At 74.5% G+C, this 17,630-nt stretch carries 13 protein-coding genes; 9 read left to right on the forward strand and 4 right to left on the reverse strand.

The annotated features are described in order from the left end of the window. Positions 1 to 133: 133 nt before the first annotated feature. Together DT057_RS07725 and DT057_RS07730 are read right to left on the reverse strand one after the other, a co-directional pair. Positions 134 to 1,441 (reverse strand): sensor histidine kinase, encoded by a 1,308-nt coding sequence (locus tag DT057_RS07725; protein WP_128561499.1) that lies wholly within the window; start codon positions 1,439 to 1,441, stop codon positions 134 to 136. Next, positions 1,438 to 2,181: a response regulator gene (locus DT057_RS07730; RefSeq protein WP_128561500.1), complete on the reverse strand. Its 744-nt coding sequence runs from the start codon at positions 2,179 to 2,181 to the stop codon at positions 1,438 to 1,440. The genes DT057_RS07725 and DT057_RS07730 overlap by 4 nt, the downstream gene beginning before the upstream one ends. Positions 2,182 to 2,459: 278 nt before the next feature. On the opposite strand from DT057_RS07730, the gene DT057_RS07735 reads away from it, so the two are divergent. Next, positions 2,460 to 4,193 carry a cytochrome c biogenesis protein DipZ gene (locus DT057_RS07735; RefSeq protein WP_128561501.1) on the forward strand — a complete coding sequence of 578 codons (1,734 nt, stop codon included), beginning with the start codon at positions 2,460 to 2,462 and terminating at the stop codon, positions 4,191 to 4,193. Between the two features lie 99 nt (positions 4,194 to 4,292). Here the strand turns inward: DT057_RS07735 and DT057_RS07740 are convergent, their stop codons facing one another. After that, positions 4,293 to 5,876 carry a winged helix-turn-helix domain-containing tetratricopeptide repeat protein gene (locus tag DT057_RS07740; RefSeq protein WP_162501351.1) on the reverse strand — a complete coding sequence of 528 codons (1,584 nt, stop codon included), beginning with the start codon at positions 5,874 to 5,876 and terminating at the stop codon, positions 4,293 to 4,295. 215 nt (positions 5,877 to 6,091) lie between these two features. Between DT057_RS07740 and DT057_RS07745 the strand changes: the two genes are divergently transcribed. Then, complete coding sequence (locus DT057_RS07745; RefSeq protein ID WP_128561503.1) at positions 6,092 to 6,847, forward strand: SDR family oxidoreductase; 756 nt, start codon at positions 6,092 to 6,094, stop codon at positions 6,845 to 6,847. Between the two features lie 195 nt (positions 6,848 to 7,042). Here the strand turns inward: DT057_RS07745 and DT057_RS07750 are convergent, their stop codons facing one another. Beyond that, positions 7,043 to 7,483: a GlcG/HbpS family heme-binding protein gene (locus DT057_RS07750; protein ID WP_128561504.1), complete on the reverse strand. Its 441-nt coding sequence runs from the start codon at positions 7,481 to 7,483 to the stop codon at positions 7,043 to 7,045. Between the two features lie 205 nt (positions 7,484 to 7,688). Between DT057_RS07750 and DT057_RS07755 the strand changes: the two genes are divergently transcribed. From DT057_RS07755 to cydB, 7 genes are all read left to right on the forward strand, one after another. Beyond that, a complete protein-coding gene (locus DT057_RS07755; RefSeq protein WP_128561505.1) occupies positions 7,689 to 9,281 on the forward strand; it encodes an alpha-amylase family glycosyl hydrolase in 1,593 nt (530 codons plus the stop codon). 61 nt (positions 9,282 to 9,342) lie between these two features. After that, on the forward strand, positions 9,343 to 9,951 hold the full coding sequence (locus DT057_RS07760) for an NAD-dependent epimerase/dehydratase family protein (RefSeq protein ID WP_128561506.1): 609 nt from the start codon (positions 9,343 to 9,345) through the stop codon (positions 9,949 to 9,951). Between the two features lie 106 nt (positions 9,952 to 10,057). After that, positions 10,058 to 11,329, forward strand: coding sequence for a serine hydrolase domain-containing protein (locus DT057_RS07765; protein ID WP_128561507.1), 1,272 nt, complete (start codon positions 10,058 to 10,060; stop codon positions 11,327 to 11,329). Between the two features lie 118 nt (positions 11,330 to 11,447). Continuing rightward, the gene (locus DT057_RS07770; protein WP_128561508.1) at positions 11,448 to 12,428 is read left to right on the forward strand and encodes a S1C family serine protease; all 981 of its coding nucleotides are present in this window, start codon (positions 11,448 to 11,450) and stop codon (positions 12,426 to 12,428) included. 387 nt (positions 12,429 to 12,815) lie between these two features. Continuing rightward, entirely contained in the window at positions 12,816 to 15,101 is a 2,286-nt protein-coding gene (locus DT057_RS07775) for an FdhF/YdeP family oxidoreductase (RefSeq protein WP_128561509.1), read from the forward strand. A 2-nt stretch (positions 15,102 to 15,103) separates the two neighbouring features. Next, the gene (locus DT057_RS07780) at positions 15,104 to 16,522 is read left to right on the forward strand and encodes a cytochrome ubiquinol oxidase subunit I (RefSeq protein ID WP_128561510.1); all 1,419 of its coding nucleotides are present in this window, start codon (positions 15,104 to 15,106) and stop codon (positions 16,520 to 16,522) included. 2 nt (positions 16,523 to 16,524) lie between these two features. After that, the gene (gene cydB, locus DT057_RS07785; RefSeq protein WP_128561511.1) at positions 16,525 to 17,589 is read left to right on the forward strand and encodes a cytochrome d ubiquinol oxidase subunit II; all 1,065 of its coding nucleotides are present in this window, start codon (positions 16,525 to 16,527) and stop codon (positions 17,587 to 17,589) included. The last annotated feature ends 41 nt before the right edge of the window (positions 17,590 to 17,630 follow it).

A 17,630-nucleotide genomic window follows, 5' to 3' on the forward strand; every position in this document is an offset into this window, starting at 1 on the left:
CGGGAAACAGCCAGCTCAGATTGTCCCGATTGTGTGCCGGCGCCGCGAAGATGTAAATCAATGTAGCCTCGCGGGGGCGCCGCGACGGAGGCGCACGGGCGCGGGACCGGCGCGCACGGGTCACGGGCTCGCGTCAGCGCAGCATGACCGTCGCCTCCAGGCCGCCCCCCTCGCGGTTGCGCAGCGCCAGCGTCCCGCCGATCGCGGAGGCGAGCTGCTGGGCGATGGCGAGGCCCAGGCCCGTGCCCCCGGTCTCGCGGCTGCGCGATTCCTCGAGCCGGACGAACGGGAGCAGCACGGCGTCGAGCTTGTCGGCCGGGATGCCCGGTCCCCGGTCGCGGACCGCGAGCGCGAGGCCGCCCTCCCGCGCCTCGACGACGATCTCGGCGTGGCCGGCGTACCGGAGGGCGTTGTCGACCAGGTTGGTGAGGATCCGCCGCAACGCCCGCGGGCGGGTCACCACGGTCGCGTCCGGCAGGGCGCGCGCGGCGACGTCCCGGCCCGTATCCCGGTAGTCGAAGACGAGGCTCTCGACGAAGGCGCGCAGGTCGATGCGGGCGGGCGGCTCGACGTCGCCGTGGACGCTGCGCGCGTAGGCGATCCCCTCGCGGACCAGCGCCTCGATCCCGTCGAGGTCGTGCAGCAGCCGGTCGCGCTCCGGGTCCTCGTCCCCGGTCTCGACGCGCAGCCTCATCCGGGTGATCGGCGTCTGGAGGTCGTGGGAGATCGCCGCCAGGATGCGGACGCGCTCGTCGAGGTGCCGCGCGATCCGGTCCTGCATGGCGTTGAAGGCCCGGCCCGCCCGGGCGACCTCGTCCGGCCCGGCCTCGGCGAAGCGCGCCCGCACCCGGCCCGGCTCGAGGGCGTCCGCCGCCTCGGCGAACCGCGCGAGCGGCCTGATCGCGAGCCGCACCGCCAAGCCGACGCAGCCGAGCAGCAGGAGGAGCTGGGCGACCAGCACGACGGGGAGCCAGGACGCGAGGGGCCTCAGGCCGGGCCGGACGTCGATCGTCACCGGGGCGCCGTCCGTCAGGACGACGTGGCCCTGCAACCGCTCGCGCCCTCCCGGGACGGTCTCGACCCGGACGCCGAAGCGCGGCGCCAGCGCCTCCCGGATCTCGCCCGCGATGGCCGCGGCGCGGGGCGAGAGCTCCGGCACGCCCGCCGACCCGGGCCCGAGCGCGAACCGGTAGGTGGGCCGGTCGAGAAGCGGCAGCCATCCCGCCCGCTCCGCGGCCGGCACCCGGTCGAGCAGCGCGACCGCCACGGCGACGTCGCGCTGGAGGGTCGTGAGCATGACCGCGCGCGCCGACAGGTCGCGCTCGAGGAGCATCACGGCGAACGACAGCGCGTGCGCGGCGAGGAGGCCGGCGGCCAGGATCAGGAAGACGCGGCCGCGCAGGCTGCGCGGCCGGGCGAGGACGCGGCGGGGCGCCCTCATCCCTCGCGCGCCCGCACGATCGTGACCGGCAGGGCGAGGACGTAGCCCTCGCTGCGGACCGTCTTGATGTAGGCCGGCTCGCGGGCATCGTCCCGCAGGCGCTGCCGCAGGCGGCTGACGAGCAGGTCGATCGACCGGTCGAACAGCTCCGCCTCGCGTCCCTGCGTCAGGTTGAGGAGCTGGTCGCGCGTCAGCACGCGGCGGGGATGGTCGAGGAAGACCCGCAGCAGCCGGTACTCCGCCCCGCTGAGCGCCACGACAATTCCGGTCTCGTCGACGAGGTGGCGGGCGGTCGTGTCGAGCCGCCAGGCGCCGAAGGCCAGGAGCTGGCCGATTTCGGTGATCTGGAGGTTGGGCGGCAGCATCCGGGTCCGGCGGAGCACGGCCTTGATGCGGGCGAGCAGCTCCCGCGCCGCGAACGGCTTCACGAGGTAATCGTCCGCGCCCATCTCCAGGCCGACGATCCGGTCGGTCTCGTCGCTGCGGGCGGTCAGCATCAGGACGGGCGTCGCCTTGTGCCGCCCGGCCCGCAGCTCCCGGCAGAGGACGAGGCCGTCGTCCCCCGGCATCATGACGTCGAGCACGACGAGGTCGACCCGGTCGGCCTCGAGGAACGCCCGCATCTGCCGCCCGTCGGCCGCCACCGTGACCCGCAGGCCGTTCTTCCGGAGGTAGCCCGAGACCAGGTCGCGGATCTCCCGGTCGTCGTCGACGATCAGCACGTGGTCGATGTGGTCCACAGGGGCGGTCCTCTCGGGGTTGCCCGCCGGATAGCGCCCTCCGGACGGGTTCGCGAGGCGATCTTCGTCACGCAGTGTACGCGTCGGGCGCGCGGCCTGGGCGGCGCGCGGGCGCCCCGGGGCCGATCCGCCCTGCGGGGGGAGGGGGCCGCCGCAGGGCCGGCGGGCCCCGCCCCACCCTACGCAGGGATACAGGAGGGGCCGCAAGGCCACACACGCCGGACACCTGCGGGCCCCGATGACGAGGCGTGGTGACGGGCACCGCAGAGGGAGCCGCCATGCCCCAGTTCCTCATCGTCTACCTCGCGGGCGCGCTGACCGTCCTCAGCCCCTGCATCCTTCCGGTCCTGCCCTTCGCGTTCGCGCGGGCGGGCCGGCCCTTCGCGACGAGCACCCTGCCCCTGCTGGCCGGGATGGTCGCGGCGTTCGCCGCCGTGGCGACCCTGGCGGCCGTGGGGGGCGGCTGGGTGGTTCGCGCGAGCGAGGCCGGCCGGTTCGCGGCGCTGTGCCTCCTCGCGGCCTTCGCGGTCACGCTGGTGTCGCGCCGGGCCGCAGCGTGGCTCCACGCGCCGCTGGTGCGGCTCGGCGAGGCCGTGTCCCGGTCCCTCGGCGGGGGCGCGTCCCCCGGCGTCGCGGCCTCGCTCTGCCTCGGCGCCGCGACCGGGCTCCTGTGGACGCCCTGCGCCGGGCCGATCCTCGGCCTCGTGCTGACGGCCGCCGCCCTGAACGGCCCCGGCCCGGAGACGACGCTGCTCCTCGCCGCCTACGCGGCCGGCGCCGCGACCGCCCTGGCGGGCGCGGTTCTGGCCGGCGGGCCGGTCGTCGCCGCCCTGCGGCGTCGCCTCGGCCTCGGCGAACGGCTGCGCCAGCTCCTCGGGGCCGCCATGCTGGCGGCCCTCGCGGCCGTGACTGTCGGTTTCGACGCGACGGTGCTGACGCGGTTCTCCGCGGCGGGCACGCAGGCGGCCGAGGAGCGGCTTCTCGACGGCCTGCACGGCGGCGGCGCGCGCGCCGAGACCGGGGAGCGTCCCGTGCGGAGCCGCCTGCCGGTGGAGGGGCGGCTGCCGAGCCTGGCGGGCGCCTCGCAGTGGCTGAACGGCGATCCGCCGACGGCCGGGACGCTGCGGGGCAAGGTCCTGCTCGTCCACGTCTGGACCTATTCCTGCATCAACTGCATCCGGACGATTCCCTACGTGCGGGCCTGGGAGGCGCGCTACCGTGACCGCGGCCTCGCCGTCATCGGCATCCACGCGCCCGAATTCGCCTTCGAGCGGGACGTCGACAACGTGGCGCAGGCCGTGCGCCGGCTCGCGCTTCCGTACCCGGTCGCGGTCGACAACGACTTCCGGCTCTGGCGCGCGCTCCGCAACGCGTACTGGCCGGCCCTCTACGTCGTCGACGCCGAGGGGCGGATCCGGCACCACCAGTTCGGCGAGGGCGGCTACGCGCAGGCGGAGGCGGCGATCCAGGACCTGCTCGCCGAGGCCGCGGGCCGGCCCGACGCCGACGCCCTCCCCACGGTGCCGCCGGCGCGAGGCGCGGAGATCGCCCCCGACCCGGCGCGGCTTGAATCCGGCGAGACCTATCTCGGCGCCGCGAAGGCGGAGCGCTTCGCCTCGCCGGAGGGGCTCGGGGCGGGCGCGGCGCGGGACTACACGCCCGGCCGGCCGCGGCTCGACGAATGGTCGCTGTCCGGCACCTGGACGATCCGGCCCGAGCACGCCGCGCTCGAGCGCGCGGGCGGCGCGATCACCTACCGGTTCCGGGCCCGGGACCTCCACCTCGTGCTCGGTCCCGGCCCGGAGGGACGCCCGGTCCGGTTCACGATCACGCTCGACGGTGCGGCGCCGGGCGCGGATCACGGGACCGACAGCGGGCCGGACGGCACCGGCGTCGTGACGCAACCCCGCCTCTACCAGCTCGTGCGCCAGGCGGGCGCGGCCGGCGCGCGCACGTTCGAGATCCGGTTCCTCGATCCCGGCGCGCGCGCCTACGCCTTCACGTTCGGGTGACGATTCCTCGGGGCGGGGATGCCGCCGCCGCGAGGCACCGTGGGCGGCCGGTCGCCGGCCTGCCCGCGCTCCGGCCTTGCGCTCGCGGCGGCGGGCCCGTCACTCGGGCAGCCCGGCGCTGCGCAACCCTTCCGCGAGGAGCGCGAGGTCGTCCGCGCGACGGATCGGCAGCCACTGCCCGATCTTGGCGATGCGCAGCGCAGGTGCGAGCCGGCGCAGATCGCGCATCGCCCGGCGCGCCGGCTCCGGCCGGCCCGCCAGCCCGTGGCTCGCCGCGACGAGGCCGGCCGCCATCGCGAAGCTCGGCAGGTTCCGGGACGCCTGCTCGGCCCACGACGAGGCCGCATCGAAGCGTCCGGCGAACAGGTGAGCCAGGGCCAGCCCGGCCTCCATCCGGTACGCCTCGGGGTCGAGGGGGCTCAGGCGCATGGCGCGCGCGAAATGCGCGATCGCCCGCTCCGACTCGCCGTTCCAGGCCCGCAGGAAGCCGCCGAGGAACCAGGCGGCCGCGAGGTTCGGGCTGAGCACGAGCGCCCTGTCGAGGAGCGCGATGCCGCCGTCGATGTCTCCTGCCAGGTGCGCGAGCGCGTGGCCGCTCCGTGCGAGCGCGACGGCATCGTCGCGGCCCAGCTCGACCGCGCGACGGGCCAGGCGCGCGCCCTCGGCCGCCTCGCGCGCGCCGCCGCTCCCCCAGTGGTTGACCCTGCGCCAGAAGCAGCACCACGCCGCCATGGCGTAGGCCGACGCGAATTCCGGATCGAGCGCCATCGCGCGGTCGAAGAACGCCACCGCCTCGTCGAGCGCCTCCCGGCTGCCCTGCTGCACGCGCGCGATGCCGCGCAGGTAGCAGTCGTAGGCGTTGAGGTCCGGCGTCGGCGTGCGCTGCGCGCGCCCGATCTCGGCCCGCTCCAGCTGCGGCGCCATCGCGCCGACGACGCTCGCGGCGACCTGGTCCTGGAGCGCGAAAATGTCGTCGAGCGTGCCCTCGAAGCGTTCTGCCCAGACGTGCGCGCCCGTCGTCGCGTCGACGAGCTGCCCGGTGATGCGGACCCGGTTCGCGGCCTTGCGGACGCTGCCTTCCAGCACGTAGCCGACGCCGAGCTCGCGGCCGACCCGCCTCGCGTCGACGGCCCGGCCCCTGTAGGTGAAGCTCGAGTCGCGCGCGATGACGAACAGCCAGCGCAGGCGCGACAGCGCCGTGATGATGTCCTCGACCACGCCGTCGGCGAAGTAGTCCTGCTCGGGGTCGCCGCTCATGTTGCGGAACGGCAGCACGGCCACCGAGGGTCTGTCGGGAAGGGCGAGGGCCGGCGCGCCGTCGCGGCCGGCTCCCTCCGGGGCGGGCTGCGGGGCGCCGAGATCGCGCCGGGCCGGCGTCTGCGTGACCTCGGCGACGAAGCGGAAGCCCTTGCGGGCGATCGTCCTGACCAGGCGCTGCTCCTCGCCGCTGTCGCCGAGGGCCCGGCGCACCGCGTTGATGTGGCTGGTCAGGGTCGACTCGGAGACGATCCGCCCGCCCCAGACCGCCTCGAGGAGGTCGTCCTTGCTGACCACGCGCTCGCGATGGCGCACGAGGTGGGTCAGGAGGTCGAAGACCTGCGGGCCGACGTGGATCACCTCCGATCCGCGCCTCAGCTCCCGCCGGTCGGGGTCCAGCACATGGCCTCCGAACTGATAGGGCACGGCGGCGCTCCTTGACGCTCCCGGTCCGCGGGCCGGCCCCCCGGAATAGCACGCCGGCCCTTCCCGGGCACGCGGCCGCCCCGGCCTGGACGCGGAGCCAAGGAGAATCCAGGCGAATTCCAGGGGTCCGACGAGGTCTTCCGGCGGATCCTCCGCCATCCTCCCGGCACGCGATCCCGATCGGCGCGATCGGGGTCGGCGGCAAGGAGAGAGACATGAAGATCGTGGTCATCGGCGGCAGCGGGCTCATCGGCACCAACGTCGTCGCCAGGCTTCGCCGCGCGGGGCACGAGGTGCTGGCGGCCTCGCCGAGCACGGGCGTGAACACCGTCACGCGGGAGGGGCTCGTGGGCGCGCTCGCCGGTGCCCGGGTCGTCGTCGACGTCGCCAACGCGCCCTCGTTCGAGGACGCGGCCGTCCTGGCGTTCTTCGAGACCTCGGGCCGCAACCTGCTCGCCGCCGAGGCGGCCGCCGGCGTGAGCCACCACGTCGCGCTCTCGGTCGTGGGCACAGGCCGCCTGCCCGACAGCGGGTATCTGCGCGCCAAGTCCGCCCAGGAGACCCTGATCGCGGCGTCCGGCATCCCCTACACGATCCTGCGGGCGACGCAGTTCTTCGAGTTCGTCGACGGCATCGTCCGGGCGAGTGCGGAAAGCGGTCCGCTGCGCCTCTCCCCGGCCCTTCTCCAGCCTGTCGCCTCCGACGACGTGGCCGCCGTGCTGGCCGACCTCGCGGTGGGCGCGCCGCTGAACGGGAGCGTGGAGGTGGCCGGGCCCGAGCGCATCCCGCTCGACGTGCTCGCCCGGCGCTACCTGGCGGCGCGTGGGCAGCCGCGCGAGGTGATCGCGGATGTCCGCGCGCGCTACTTCGGGACGGAGCTGGACGACCGGTCCCTGACGCCCGGCGACCGCCCGCGGCTCGGGGCGGTCCGCTTCGACGAGTGGCTGGCCGCCGCGGGCCGGCGGCCGTGAACGTCGACCCGGGCGAGGCGCCCCCGCGGCCGCCATCGCGCCGGCCGCGATCCGCGACGGCGCGTCCCGGCCGTACAACCTGCCGATGCCCTTAGGCCGCCGACGCCCTGCGCGATCGATCGCCCACGGGCGGGCGGTGCCGCGCCGGCCCCCGCCGCCGGGCGCCCGGGGGGCTACGCAACGGCACCCGGAGGGCTACGCCCCGGCGCCGCCGACCGTGCGCTCCTCCGCCGGCAGGGCGGCGAGCGCGGCCGTTGCCGCCCGGCACACCGCCTCGTCCTCGTCCGGCTGGGCGCCCGAGGACCCCACGCCGCCGACCACGTGCCCGTGCGCCGTCAGCGGCACGCCTCCGCTCAGCGGCATCCGCCCGGGGAAGGAGAGCAGGGCCGGGTTCGCGCCGACCTGGTCCTGGAGGTCCGCCGTCGCGGTCCGGACGATCGCGGCGGTGCGGGCCTTGAGTGTCGCGGCATCCGGCGTGTGCAGCCGTGCCCCGTCGAGCCGCTCGAGCAGGATCAGGACGCCGGCCTCGTCCACCACGGCGATGCTGACCTCGAGACGGCGCCGCTCCGCCTCGAGCCGGGCCGCCGCCATGATGCGGCGCGCATCCTCGATCGTCAGGACTGGCTTCGTGCGCATCGCCGAGGCTCCGTGTGCCGGGGCGATCATGGCCCGGATCGGGACACGGTGCCACTGCCGCGGGCGCGGCCGGGGATCAGCGCCTCCCCGCCGGGCCGAACCCGAGTGCCGTGCCGCGAGTTCCCCCGGCAGCGCGGACGGCGCGCTCCGTGGGGGCGCCCGGCGTCCCGCGCGCCGCAGCCCCGACGCGACGATGCGAGGCCGAATGGACGCGGGCGATCCAGCCTGGTGGCAGACGGGCGTCATCTACCAGATCTACCCGCGCTCGTTCCAGGACTCGAACGGGGACGGGATCGGCGACCTGCCGGGCATCCTCGCGCGGCTCGATCATCTCGTCGCGCTCGGCGTCGAGGCGGTCTGGATCTCGCCGATCTACCCGTCGCCCATGGCGGATTTCGGCTACGACGTCTCCGACTACCGGGGCGTCGACCCGCGTTTCGGCACCCTGGACGATCTCGACCGCCTGATCGCGGCCGCCCACGCGCGGGGCCTGCGGATCATCCTCGACTACGTCCCGAACCACAGCTCGGACCGGCACCCCTGGTTCGTCGAGAGCCGGTCCAGCCGCAGCAGCCCGAAGCGGGACTGGTACGTCTGGCGCGACCCGGGGCCCGGCGGCGGGCCGCCCAGCAACTGGCTGAGCGAGTTCGGCGGGCCCGCCTGGACCTTCGACGAGCCCACCGGGCAGTACTACTACCACGCCTACCTGAGGGAGCAGCCCGACCTGAACTGGCGGCATCCGGAGGTGCGCGACGCCATGCTGGACGTGCTGCGCTTCTGGTTCGACCGCGGCGTGGACGGCATGCGCGTCGACGCCATCCACCACCTGATCGAGGACGAGGCGCTGCGGGACAACCCGCCCGATCCGGCCTGGCGCACCGGCCAGTCGCCGGCCCGCGCCGTCATCCGCGCCCACACCATGGACCAGCCCGAGGTGCACGACGCGATCGCCGCGATGCGGCGCGTGGCCGACGCCTACGACGGCCGCGTGCTGATCGGGGAGGCGTACCTGCCCATCGACCGGCTGATGGCCTATTACGGCAGGGATCTCTCCGGCTTCCACCTGCCGTTCAACTTCCACCTGCTCTCGACGCCCTGGACGCCCGCCGCCATCGCGGCCTTGGTGCGAGCCTACGAGGCCGCGCTGCCTCCCGGCGGCTGGCCGAACTGGGTGCTGGGGAACCACGATCGCTCCCGCCTCGTCAGTCGCCTCGGCGCCGAGCAGGCGCGCGTCGCCGCGATGCTGCTGCTGACGCTGCGCGGGACGCCCACCCTCTACCAGGGCGAGGAGATCGGCATGCGCGACGTGCCGATCCCGCCGGACCGCGTGCAGGATCCCTGGGAGCGGAACGTGCCCGGTCTCGGGCTCGGCCGGGACCCGGTGCGGACCCCGATGCCGTGGGCTCCGGGCCCGGGCGGCGGCTTCACCGAGGGCGAGCCGTGGCTGCCGCTCGGGCCCGCGGATCCGGGCCTGACCGTCGCGGCCCAGGCGGCGGATCCGGGCTCGCTGCTCTCCCTCTACCGCGCGCTCCTGCGCCTGCGCCGCGGCGAGCCCGCCCTGTCGGCGGGGGCCGTCGCGATCGTGGAGGCGGACGAGGCGGTCCTCGCCTACGAGCGCACGCACGCCGGGCGGCGCCTGCTCGTCGCCCTGAACTTCAGCGCCCGGACCGCGACGCCCCCCCTCACGCGGGCGGGGCGGCTCCTGCTCTCGAGCCGTACGGAGGCGAACGGCGCGGGCGCGGAGGGGCCGGGACTCGCGCTCGCGCCCCACGAGGGGGTGGTGGTGGCGATCGGATGACCGCACGGGTGCAGCCGATGCGGCCCGCGCGCGCGGCGCCGCGCTCCGGAGACGAGGTCCCGTGACGGGCACGATCCTGATCACGGGCGCCGCCGGCCGCATGGGCCGCACGCTGCGGGAGCACTGGCGCGAGCGCGCCGTGATCGGGCTCGACCGCCACGGCGCCGAGCGCATCGTCGATCTCCTGCACGGACCCGAGGCCTGCGGGCCGGCCTTCGCGGGGGCCGAGACCGTGGTGCACCTGGCGGCCGATCCGGATCCCGGCTCGCCGTTCGAGCGCGGCGGCCACGACAACACCGTGGCGACCCTGACGGTCGTGGGCGCCTGCCTGCGGGCCGGCGTGCGGCGGCTGATCTTCGCGAGCTCGATCTGGGCCGACGCGCCGGCCTGGGGCCTGTCGGACCGCATGACCTGGTACGCGGCCTCGAAGCTCGCCGGAGAGGCCCTGGTGCGGGCCTTCGCCGATCAGACGGGCCATCCCGCCGTGTGCCTGCGCCCCGGCTACTTCGATCCGCAGGCCGGACGCGCGGACGACGCCAACGAGGCGGTGCGGGTCGACCGCGCCTCGCTCTGCCGCCACTTCGACGAGGCCCTGGCCTGGCCGGGACCCGGCTGCGCGACCCGCTACGCCGTCGGGACGCTGTGCCGGCCCGCGTCGGGACCGGCCTAGGACGCTTCCCCCCCGGGGTCGACACCGGTCCGGCGCGAGGGTCGGCGAGGTCCTGGCCCTGCGGCGCGCCGATGCCTATGCTGCGCGAAACGGGAGGACATCGACGATGCGGAACGCGAAGCGCGTGGCGTGGCTCTCACTCGCGGGCGTGCTCGGCACCGGGCTCGCCCTCGCGGCCGACGAGACGCCGGTCCAGGAGGGGTTGTCGACCGAGCGGCTGGCGCGCATCGCGCCCGTGCTGAAGCAGGAGATCGAGCAGGGCACGATCCCGGGCGCGGTGACGCTGATCGCCCGCAACGGCAAGATCGTGCATTTCGAGGCCCACGGCTTCCTCGACTCGGCCAGGACGAAGCCGATGACCCGCGACGCCGTGTTCCGCGGCTTCTCCATGACGAAGCCGTTCGTGGCCGTGGCCGCGGTCGCCCTCATGGAGCAGGGCAGGCTCAGCCTGCGCGACCCGCTCGCGCAGTACTTCCCCGAGTTCAAGGAGATGAAGGTCTACGCCGAGGTGCGCGACGAGCGCGGGCGCACGAGCCGCGTCGCCGTCCCGGCCAAGCGACCGATCCTGGTCTGGGACCTGTTCCGCCACACCGCGGGCTTCACCTACTCGGGCACGGCGCCCTTCCCGGAGATGAAGGAGGCCTACGAGAAGGCCGACGTCGAGAGCCTCAACACGGACGTCTCGAACGAGGAGTTCATCAAGCGCCTCGCCGCGATCCCCCTCGCGTACGAGCCCGGCACGCGCTGGGAATACTCGGTGGCGACCGACGTGCTCGGCCTCGTGGTCGAGAAGGTCGCGGGCCGGCGCCTCGACGTCCACCTGGCCGAGACCCTGTTCAAGCCCCTCGGCATGAACGAGACGAGCTTCCAGCTGCGGCCGGACCAGGCCTCCCGCTTCGCTGACGCGTACGACGCCGACCCGCTCAAGGCCGATCTCTGGCGGCTGGCCCGCAGCGAGCAGGACCCCGGCAGGCGCTACGTCCACGGCGGCGCAGGCGCGGTGATCGGCGCCAGGGACTATTTCCGCTTCGCCCAGATGGTCGCGAACGGCGGGGAGCTCGACGGGGTGCGCATCCTGTCCCGGGAATCCGTGGCGTTCATGCTGTCCAACCACATCCAGGGCCTGGAGGGCTCGCCGTCCCCGACCACGGGCCCGGGCTACGGCTTCGGCCTCGGCTGGGGCGTCAGGCTCGACGAGGGCGGCGCGTGGATCCCGGGCTCGAAGGGCGACGCCATGTGGGCCGGGGCCGGCGGCACGAGCTTCACGGTGGACCGTGCCGAGCGGATCGTGGGCGTCTTCCTCGCGGCCGGACCCAGCACCCGCCAGAAGACGCGGTTCCTGTTCAAGAACCTGCTGTACGGCGCGCTGGTCGAGTAGCGCGCCGCCCCGCGGCGGACGCGGCCGCGCCGGCGGTGCGGGCAGGCGGCCTAGCCATCCGGGCAGGCGGCGCGACGGCCGCGCGATCCCCACATCGCGGCCCGACAGCGAGGCCGCCATGTCCGACACCACCCGCGACGACGCCCGACACGCCCATCCCGGCTCGACCGCGCCGGAATCCCCCCTCGACGCCTACTCGCGCGTGGTCGCGCAGGCCGCCGACCTCGTCGGGCCCGCCGTGGTCCGGGTCGAGACCCGCGCGGGAGGGCGCCGGGGCGGCTTCGGCTCGGGCGTTGTCATCGCGGGCGACGGGTTGATCCTGACCAACAGCCACGTCGTCTCGGGCGCCCGTCGCGTGCGCGTCGCCCTGACCGACGGGACCGACACCGAGGCCCAGGTCCTGGGGGACGACCTCGACACCGACCTCGCCCTGCTGCGCGCGGCCCTGCCGGGGGGGGGGCGCGCGGCGGCGCTCGGCGATTCGAAGTCGCTGCGCCGCGGCCACCTCGTCGTGGCGATCGGGAACCCGCTCGGGTTCGAATCGACGGTCACGGCCGGGGTCGTCTCGGCGCTCGGCCGGTCCCTGCGGGGCCGCAACGGGCGGCTGATCGAGGACGTGATCCAGACCGACGCGGCGCTGAACCCCGGCAATTCCGGCGGACCCCTGGTCTCGGCCTCCGGCGAGGTCGTGGGGATCAACACGGCGATGATCGGGGGCGCGCAGGTGCTGTGCTTCGCCGTCTCCAGCAACACGGCCCGGTTCGTGATCGGGGCGTTCCTCACGCACGGGCGGGTCCGCCGCGCCCATCTCGGGATCACCGCCCAGACCATGCCGCTGCCGCGCCGCCTGGCCGTCGCCGCCGGCGCGGGGCCGCGCGCGGTCCGGATCGGCGAGGTCGAGCCGGGCGGCCCGGCCGCGCTCGGCGGCCTGAGGGTCGGGGACATCATCGTCGCCCTCGACGGCCACGCGGTCGACGGGGCCGACGACCTGATCCGGCTCCTCGACGCCGGCCGCGTCGACCGCCCGGTGGCGCTGGCGATCCTGCGCGACGGCCGCGTCGACCGGCGCGCCGTCACGCCCCGCGAGCGGAAGCCGTAGCCGGGCCCGCCGGGGGAGGGCGACGGGAAGCGGGTGCGCCGCGGCCCGGCCGCCCACAGCCGCACCCCCGGGACCGGGGCGTGCCGCCGCCCCGTCCGACCAGCTGATGGCTGCGCCCGCTCCGGGGCAACACGGTGATGGCCCGCCGGCCTCCACCGGGCGGCCGGCACGACGGCGACGGCGCATGTCCACGGCGGGCCGGGCGGCGCCCGCCCGCAAGACGCCCGCGAGGGCGCGGCGGCCCCACGCGCCCCAGGGACGGCCGGACGTTCCCCGGCGCACGGCCACGCGCGCGGATTCCTCAGTATAGGCCGTCATACATACGTATAACTTGGCCATAACACCAACCGAGAGCATGGTCGTCTTCGCCGGAGAGGAGGGTCACTCGTGTCGAAGCCCCATATACGACCCTACACAAGTCCGGCCGGCGGTTGGGGGGCACTCGAGGCAACCGGGAAGGCTCTGGTCGAGCAGGGCATCCCGGCGGCCGGCGCCGCGACGCTGCTGCGCATGAACCAGCCCGAGGGCTTCGATTGTCCCGGCTGCGCCTGGCCCGATCCGAAGCACACCAGCTCCTTCGAGTTCTGCGAGAACGGCGCCAAGGCCGTGGCCTGGGAGGCGACGGCCAAGCGCTGCACGCCCGAGCGCCTCGCCGGGCTCACGGTCGCCGCGCTCGAGACCTGGAGCGACTACGACCTGGAGATGCTCGGGCGGCTCACCCACCCGCTCGCCTACGACGAGGCCAGCGACACCTACCGGCCCGTCGCCTGGGACGAGGCGTTCCGGCGGATCGCGGCGGTCCTCGACGGCCTCGACAGCCCCGACCAGGTCGAGTTCTACACCTCGGGCCGGGCCTCGAACGAGGCCGCCTTCCTGTTCCAGCTCTTCGCGCGCGCGTTCGGGACCAACAACTTCCCGGACTGCTCGAACATGTGCCACGAGGCGACGAGCGTCGGCCTGCCGCAGAGCATCGGCGTCGGCAAGGGTACGGTCCTGCTGGAGGATTTCGACGCCGCGGACGCGATCCTGATCTTCGGCCAGAACCCGGGCACCAACAGTCCGCGCATGATGACGTCGCTGCGCGACGCGTCCCGGCGGGGTGCCGCGATCCTGAGCTTCAACCCGCTGCGCGAGCGCGCCCTGGAGCGCTTCCAGGCGCCGCAGAACCCGATCGAGATGGCGTCGCTGACATCCACGCCGATCTCGTCGCAGATCTACCAGGTCCGGGTCGGCGGCGACGCCGCCGCCCTCAAGGGCCTCCTGAAGGCCTGCATCGAGCGCGACGATGCCGCCGCCGCCGCCGACGCGGCGCGCCTCCTCGACGTGAACTTCATCGCCGGGCACACGACCGGCTTCGAGGCGCTGGCCGCCGACCTGCGCGCCACGCCCTGGCCGGCGATCGAGCGCGCGTCGGGGCTGACGCGGGCGGAGCTGGACGCCGCCGCGGGCACCTACCTGCGGGCCGACAAGGCCATTCTCGTCTACGGCATGGGCCTGGTCCAGCACCGGCGCGGGACCGAGAACGTCCGGCTCCTGACCAATCTCGCGCTCCTGCGCGGCAATATCGGGCGCCCCGGGGCCGGGATCTGCCCGGTCCGCGGCCACTCGAACGTCCAGGGCAACCGCACGGTCGGCATCACCGAGAAGCCCACGGACGCCTTCCTCGACCGGCTGCGCGACACCTTCGGGTTCGAGCCCCCGCGCCGCCACGGGCACGACGTCGTGGCCGCCATCGAGGCGATGCGGAGCGGGCAGGCCCGGGCCTTCGTGGCGCTCGGCGGCAACTTCGTGGCCGCGGCCCCCGACACGGAGGCGACGCGCCGGGCCATGCGCGGCCTCGCCCTGACGGTCGCGATCTCGACCAAGCTCAACCGGGGCCACCTCGTCCACGGCCGGCAGGCCTTCATCCTACCCTGCCTCGCCCGCAGCGAGGTCGACCGGCAGGAGACCGGGCCGCAATCGATCACGGTCGAGGATTCGATGTCGATGGTCCACGCCTCAGCCGGCCGCAACGCCCCCGCGTCGGCGCACCTGCGCAGCGAGACCGCGATCGTGGCCGGCCTCGCGCGGGCGACGCTCGGGCCCGCGTCCACGATCCCGTGGGAGCACCTGACGGCGGATTACGACCGCATCCGCACCGCCATCGAGGCGGTGTTCCCGATCTTCCAGGGCTACAACGCCCGCATCCGCGTCCGCGGCGGCTTCCACCTGACCTCCCTGGCGCGGGAGCGCATCTGGGCCACGCCCTCCGGGAAGGCGGAGTTCGCCGTCTACGAGGGCCTGGAGGAGGATCCCCACCAGGACGACCCGGAGGCGCTGTGGCTGACCACCCTGCGCAGCCACGACCAGTACAATACGACGCTCTACAGCCTGTCGGACCGCTACCGCGGCGTGTTCGGGCAGCGCATGGTGGTGTTCCTCAACGAGGCCGAGATGGGCCGGCGCGGCCTTCGGGCGGGCGACGCGGTCGCCCTCGAGACCCTCTCGACCGACGGCGTCTCCCGCGTCGTCGAGGGCTTCAAGGTCGTGCCCTACCGCCTGCCCGACGGGTGCTGCGGGGCCTACTACCCCGAGGCCAACCCGCTGGTGCCGCTCTACGCGCGGGACCCGCAGAGCGGCACGCCCTCCTACAAGGCCGTCCCGGTCCGCATCCGCGCAGGCCGGGGGATGTGACGATGGACGCCCTCCTGCTCTCGCGCATCCAGTTCGCCTTCACGGTCGCCTTCCACATCCTGTGGCCGGCCTTCACGATCGGCATCGCGTCCTTCGTGGCGTTCCTGAGCGTCCTCACCTGGCGCACCGACGATCCGGTCTACCGGGCGCTGATGCGCTTCTGGATCCGGATCTTCGCGCTCGGCTTCGGCATGGGGGTGATCACCGGGATCGTGCTCGGCTACCAGATCGGCACCAACTGGAGCGGCTTCTCGCGCTCGGTCAGCAACGTGCTGGGCCCGTTCTTCCTGTACGAGGTCCTGTCGGCCTTCTTCCTCGAGGCGGGCTTCATCGGCATCGTGCTGTTCGGCGAGCGCCGGGTCGGCCCGGGCCTGCACGCCTTCGCCTGCCTCATGGTGGCGACCGGCACGCTCATCAGCGCGAGCTGGATCCTGGCCTCGAACAGCTGGATGCAGACGCCGGCCGGCTACACCGTCGACCCGGAGGGCATCTTCCGCGTCAGCGACTGGGCGCAGGCCTTCTTCAACCCGTCCTACCCGTACCGCCTGATGCACATGGTCTGCGCGAGCTACCTCACCGGCAGCTTCGTGGTGGCCGGGGTCTCAGCCTACCACCTCTGGCGCGGCACGCACGTCACGGCCTCGCGGACCGCCTTCTCGATGGCGATGTGGGCCTGCCTCGTCCTCGCGCCCCTCCAGGCGGTGCTGGGCGACGCGCACGGCCGCAACACGCTGGTGCACCAGCCGACCAAGGTCGCCGCCATGGAGGGGATCTGGGACACCGGCCGGGCCGTTCCCAGCCTGCTCTTCGCCTGGCCCGACATGGGCCAGGAGCGGAACCTCTACGAGGTCGCGCTCCCGATCAAGGGCTTCGCGAGCCTCTACCTGACGCATTCGTGGGACGGCGAGGTGCAGGGCCTCAAGGCGGTGCCCGCCGCCGACCGCCCCTACGCGCCGTTCGTGTTCTTCGCCTTCCGCATCATGGTGGGCATCGCCCTCGTGCTCATCGCCCTGGCGCTGACCGGCGCCTGGCTGCGCTGGCGCGGCCGGCTCTACGCCACCCGCTGGTTCCAGGTCGCCTGCATGGCGGGAACACCGCTCGGCTTCGTCGCCATCGTGGCGGGCTGGACCGTCACCGAGACCGGCCGGCAGCCCTTCGTGGTCTACGGGCACCTGCGCACGGCGGACGCCGTGACCGTGCAGCCGGCGGGGGCGGTGCTGTCCTCCCTCATCCTGTTCTTCGTCGTCTACAACCTGCTGCTCCTCGCGTTCTTCTGGTACGGCGCGCGGATCGCGATGCGCGGGCCAGACCCGCTGGCGGACGAGAGGCCGAACGCGGTCCGGCCCGGCCTGGAGCAGGCCGGCCCCGCGATCGTGGGCGCCGCGCCCGCCTACGCCCGCACGCTGGCCCCCGGAGAGTAGCCATGGACCTGCCCCTCGTCTTCGCCCTCGTCGCGGCCGGCGCCGTGGCGCTCTACGTGATCGCCGACGGGTTCGACCTCGGCATCGGCATCCTGTTCCTGCTCGCGCCCATGGACCGCGACCGGGACCTGATGATGCAGAGCGTCGCGCCGTTCTGGGACGGCAACGAGACCTGGCTCGTGCTCGGCGCCGCCGTGCTCTGGGCCGCCTTCCCGATGGCCTACTACGTCCTGCTGCCGGCCTTCTACCTCCCCATCATGGCGATGCTGTTCGCCCTCATCCTGCGCGGCATCGCCTTCGAGTTCCGCTTCCAGGCCGGGCGCTTCCGGCGGGTCTGGGACTTCGCCTTCGCGGGCGGCTCCCTCGCCGCGGCCCTCTGCCAGGGCCTGATCCTCGGCGGGTTCATCCAGGGGGTGGCGATCGAGGACGGCCACTTCGCCGGGGGTCCGTTCTCGTTCGTCTCGATCCTGGGTCTCCTGTGCGCCGCCGGGATCGTCGGCGGCTACGCGCTCCTCGGCGCCGGCTGGCTGATCTGGCGGACCGACGGCCCGACGCAGGTCTTCGGCCGCGAGGTCGCCCACGCCGCGCTGATCCTGGCGATGGCCATGATGGCGCTGGTGAGCGCCTGGACGGCGCTGAGCGAGCCGCACGTGGCGGCGCGCTGGTTCGCGTGGCCGCGCCTCCTCTGGCTCGCGCCGCTGCCGCTCGCGGCCGCCGGCGCGGCGGTGCTGCTCTGGCGCAGCCTCTGGGGGCGGCACGAGCGCCGGCCCTTCCTGCTCGCCATCCTGCTGTTCGTGCTCGGCTTCGCGGGCCTCGTCGCCAGCCTCTGGCCGCACGTGGTGCCGTACCACGCCACCCTCTGGGAGGCGGCCTCGGACGCCGCCACGCTGCGCTTCATCCTCGGCGGCGTCGTGCTCGTCCTGCCGGTCGTCCTCGCCTACACGGCGCACGCCTACTGGGTGTTCCGGGGCAAGACGGTCCTGGAGGCGCACGGGCCCGAGACCGCGGCGTCGGCGCCCGCGGGCCGGCGCCCGACGGCGCTCGGCACCGGCCTGCACCTGTCCTGAGACCTGCGCCGGCCCCGGGGGCCGAGGCGGCCGCCCCGCCG

Source organism: Methylobacterium crusticola, assembly GCF_003574465.1.
Lineage (GTDB): Bacteria > Pseudomonadota > Alphaproteobacteria > Rhizobiales > Beijerinckiaceae > Methylobacterium > Methylobacterium crusticola.

Coding starts and splice junctions, on each gene's coding strand:
- DT057_RS07725 (WP_128561499.1), bottom strand. CDS start 1,441: ATGAGGGCGCCCCGCCGCGTCCTCGCCCGGCCGCGCAGCCTGCGCGGC.
- DT057_RS07735 (WP_128561501.1), top strand. CDS start 2,460: ATGCCCCAGTTCCTCATCGTCTACCTCGCGGGCGCGCTGACCGTCCTC.
- DT057_RS07745 (WP_128561503.1), top strand. CDS start 6,092: ATGAAGATCGTGGTCATCGGCGGCAGCGGGCTCATCGGCACCAACGTC.
- DT057_RS07750 (WP_128561504.1), bottom strand. CDS start 7,483: ATGCGCACGAAGCCAGTCCTGACGATCGAGGATGCGCGCCGCATCATG.
- DT057_RS07755 (WP_128561505.1), top strand. CDS start 7,689: ATGGACGCGGGCGATCCAGCCTGGTGGCAGACGGGCGTCATCTACCAG.
- DT057_RS07765 (WP_128561507.1), top strand. CDS start 10,058: ATGCGGAACGCGAAGCGCGTGGCGTGGCTCTCACTCGCGGGCGTGCTC.
- DT057_RS07770 (WP_128561508.1), top strand. CDS start 11,448: ATGTCCGACACCACCCGCGACGACGCCCGACACGCCCATCCCGGCTCG.
- DT057_RS07780 (WP_128561510.1), top strand. CDS start 15,104: ATGGACGCCCTCCTGCTCTCGCGCATCCAGTTCGCCTTCACGGTCGCC.
- cydB (WP_128561511.1), top strand. CDS start 16,525: ATGGACCTGCCCCTCGTCTTCGCCCTCGTCGCGGCCGGCGCCGTGGCG.